The following is a 3,578-nucleotide window of genomic DNA, read 5'->3' as shown; positions in this document are numbered from 1 at the left end:
GGCTTAAAGCGAGTGCCTGATCATTTCTGCCGTCATAGACTACGTTATAGATAGCAAGCGAGATGGTGTCTGTTTTGTCTATGATATTGCCGCCTAAAATGAGCGTTATACCAACCTCGCCAAACCCTCATGAGAGCGCTAGGATAAAGGCTGCTGCGACGCTTTTTTGAGGCATAAAGATTGCTTTTTGCATAAATTTACTAGCCCTTTTGCCTGCGCCAAATTTCGCTAAAATGGTATAATCTCGCAAAAACAAAAGGATAGACATGAACGAACTTGAGCTAAAGATGCAAGGCAAGATAGATAGGATAACAGATAAGACTTTTAGGCTAGATCCAAGGATCGGCGAGGGCTACTTTACGGCGAAATACTTTCTAAAAGTAAATAAGATAATTAAGCAAAACCTGCCAGATCAGCACGTGACGATGCAGTTTTTCCAAAGGCGTGATGATATCGTACTTTGTGGCATTGATGAGGTTTTAGCTATCATCAATAAATTTGCCAAAAATCCAAGCGAGCTTGAAATTTACGCACTTGATGATGGCGATATCATAAATGCAAACGAGCCAGTTTTAAAGATAAGCGGCAAGTATGAAAATTTCGGCTTTTTAGAAAACGTCATCGACGCGACACTTGCTAGAAGAAGCTGCGTGGCGACAAACTCCAGAGACGTGATAAAAGCGGCAAATGGCAAGGACGTCTTTAGCATGGCAGACAGGCAAGATGACATCTGCACGCAGCCAGGCGACGGATATGCCTCATTTATCGGCGGTATAAAAAAGGTCGCTACAGACGCTCAGGGCGAGCTTACAGGACTAAAAGGTGGTGGCACCATGCCTCATGCGCTCATTCAAATGTGTGGCGGAGATGTGGTGAAGGCTTGCCAAATTTACGCTAAAACCTTTGAAAACGAGCAGATCACGGCCTTAGTTGATTACAACAACGATGTGATAACAGATGCTTTAAAGGCTGCAAATGCCCTAAAAGAGAGGCTTGGCGCGGTTAGAGTGGATACTAGTAAAAATTTGATAGATAGGTATTTTGAAGACAAAGATGTGAGCAAATTTGACCCACACGGCGTTTGCAAGGAGCTTATATTTGCCCTAAGAGAGGCGCTTGATAAAGCTGGCTTTAAGCACGTTAAAATCGTCGTTAGCTCAGGATTTAACCCGCAAAAAATGAGCGAATTTGAAAAATTTAACACCCCAGTTGATATTTACGGCGTGGGAAGCTATCTTGTTAAAAATGACATTTGTGGCTTTACAGGCGATTTAGTCGAGCTAAACGGCAAAAGTGAGGCTAAATTTGGCAGAAAAAATTTCGCTTCAGATAGGCTAAAAAGAGTGAAATTTTAGGAGAAAAGATGAAATTTATAAAAATTTTAACGATTCTAGCGCTTTTATTGACTGCTTGCACTGCCGCAAACTACGCTAACGCCTTTGAAAAAGTTGGCATACTTGAAGACGGCGTTTATCGCTTTAGTCAAAATGGCATTGGAGTCAAAAAAGACCTACTTGTAAAGGTGATCTCTGTTCAAAATTTAGAGAGCTCACGCAAAAAGATCATCTCCATGCTAAATATCCCTAAAAAGTCTAAAATCACGGACTTTAAGACAAGCGACGCGGGCGTGATTGTCTGGCCGTTTTACGAGTTTGAGGGCAAATTTATAACGACAATAATCGTTGAAAATATAAAAAAAGAAGATAGTGATCAAAAGCTGATTAAGATGCTTGAACTTAAGCATCCATTTTACTCAACGCTCCAAGCTCGAAGAAAAGGGGCTAAAGACGCCATAGACGTGAAATACGTGCTAAATTTCAAAGAGGCAAAGCTGGTAAAATCGTTTCAAAACCACCCTTAAAACTTTATTTTAAATAAATTTCATTAAAATGGCGTAATCAAAAAAAGGATCATCTTTGCATAATCTAAAAACTATAAATGTCGCTCACTCGCCGGACGCTGACGATATTTTCATGTATGCCGCGGTCAAATTTGGCTGGGTTAGCAGTAAAAATTTAGCCTTCACATCAAAGGCGCTTGATATAGAAACGCTAAACGAAGAGGCACTAAAAGGCACTTATGAGGCAACGGCGATCAGCTTTGCACTCTATCCTAAAATCTGCGATGAATTTGCACTTTTACGCTGTGCGGTGAGCTTTGGTAATGGATATGGTCCAAAGCTTATCAAGCTAAAAGATAAGCAGCTAAAGCGAAATTTCAAGGTCGCGTTATCTGGCAAAAACACGACAAATGCTCTGCTCTTTCGCATAGCCTACCCAGAGGCAAGGATCGTTTATAAAAATTTTCTTGAGATCGAAAATGCCGTGCTTAGCGGCGAGGTCGATGCTGGCGTGCTAATACATGAAAGTATCTTAAATTTCTCAGACCAGCTCTGCGTAGAGCGTGAGATTTGGGACATCTGGAGCGAGCTAAACGGCGAAAATTTACCGCTTCCACTTGGTGGCATGGCGCTTAGACGAAGTCTGCCCATAACCGACGCGATCGAGTGCGAGAGAGTGCTTAGCGAGGCTGTCAGGATCGCCACTTCGCACAAGCCATTTTTATCTCACATGCTAATGGAGCGAAACCTCATCAGAGTTGGCAAAGAGGAGCTTAAAGCGTATCTAAATTTATACGCAAATGACGAGTCAATAAGCATGAACGAAACGCAGTTAAAAGCGCTAAATAAGCTCTATCAAATAGGCTATGACAAAGGCTTTTTTGAAAAAGCTATCGACGTAAATGACTACCTAATCCCAACTGAATACAACGAAGTAAGGTTTAGCTGATGCAAAGCACGCTTGTCTCACTTGGAGTTGAAACCTTTAAGATCGCCCTTTATATCAGCCTTCCGATGCTACTAAGCGGACTAATAGCAGGTCTTATCATCTCCATCTTTCAAGCGACCACGCAGATAAACGAAACCACGCTAAGCTTCGTGCCAAAAATTTTGCTAGTTGTCGTTGTCATCATATTTTTGATGCCTTGGATGATCTCGATGATGGTTGAATTTACCACTCGCATGCTTGATTTTATACCGGAATTTATCCAGTGACGAGGCTTGTTGATTTTTCTAAATTTACCTCAGTTAGGATAGGCGGCGTGCATGAAATTTTTGAGGTAAATAGCCTTGAAGATCTAAGCTCACCTCACTTTTTAGGCGCTGTGATGATAGGCGGGGGCAACAACCTTCTTATCTCGCCAAATCCCCCAAAAATGGCGATGCTTGGCAAGAGCTTTGACTATATAAATTTAGAAATTTGTGATGAAAAAATTTGCCTTGAGATAGGTGCTGCGACAAAATCAGCCAAAATTTATAACTTCTGCAAACAAAACAACATAGCTCTCCTTGAGTTTTTAAAAAATATCCCAGGCACACTTGGCGGACTTATAAAAATGAACGCTGGACTGCTTAAATTTAGCATAAGCGACAACCTCACGCATGTGCGTCTGGCTCGTGGCTGGGTGAGCAAAGAGGAGATAAACTTTAGCTACCGCCACAGCGGCATAGATGAGGCCATTTTGGGGGCTAAATTTAAGCTTTCTAGCGGCTTTGACGCAAGCATATCTGAAGCCAT

The 3,578-nt window shown here is 41.8% G+C and carries 5 protein-coding genes and 1 pseudogene; 5 read left to right on the top strand and 1 reads right to left on the bottom strand.

What is annotated here, in order from left to right; all coding sequences use genetic code 11:
* A pseudogene (locus Q0296_RS08710) lies at positions 1-166 on the bottom strand (molybdate ABC transporter permease subunit); the annotation flags it as partial.
* Between the two features lie 100 nt (positions 167-266).
* Here Q0296_RS08710 and Q0296_RS08705 point away from each other — a divergent pair.
* The 5 genes from Q0296_RS08705 to murB all read left to right on the top strand — a co-directional run.
* Positions 267-1,355, top strand: coding sequence for a nicotinate phosphoribosyltransferase (locus tag Q0296_RS08705; RefSeq protein ID WP_298039426.1), 1,089 nt, complete (start codon positions 267-269; stop codon positions 1,353-1,355).
* Between the two features lie 8 nt (positions 1,356-1,363).
* Positions 1,364-1,861, top strand: coding sequence for a hypothetical protein (locus Q0296_RS08700; RefSeq protein ID WP_298039425.1), 498 nt, complete (start codon positions 1,364-1,366; stop codon positions 1,859-1,861).
* Positions 1,862-1,916: 55 nt separating this feature from the next.
* Positions 1,917-2,789, top strand: a complete 873-nt coding sequence (locus Q0296_RS08695) for a menaquinone biosynthesis family protein (RefSeq protein WP_103571834.1) — start codon at positions 1,917-1,919, stop codon at positions 2,787-2,789.
* Positions 2,786-3,055, top strand: coding sequence for a flagellar biosynthesis protein FliQ (gene fliQ / locus Q0296_RS08690; protein WP_223154231.1), 270 nt, complete (start codon positions 2,786-2,788; stop codon positions 3,053-3,055). The genes Q0296_RS08695 and fliQ overlap by 4 nt, the downstream gene beginning before the upstream one ends.
* Positions 3,052-3,578 (top strand): UDP-N-acetylmuramate dehydrogenase (murB, locus tag Q0296_RS08685; protein WP_298039421.1); only part of this gene is annotated, 527 nt, incomplete at its 3' end. The genes fliQ and murB, both read left to right, overlap by 4 nt.

The organism is uncultured Campylobacter sp. (assembly GCF_937890585.1).
Lineage (GTDB): Bacteria > Campylobacterota > Campylobacteria > Campylobacterales > Campylobacteraceae > Campylobacter_A.
The sequence above is the reverse complement of the archived record's forward strand: the minus strand, read 5'-3'. Positions and strand labels throughout refer to the sequence as shown.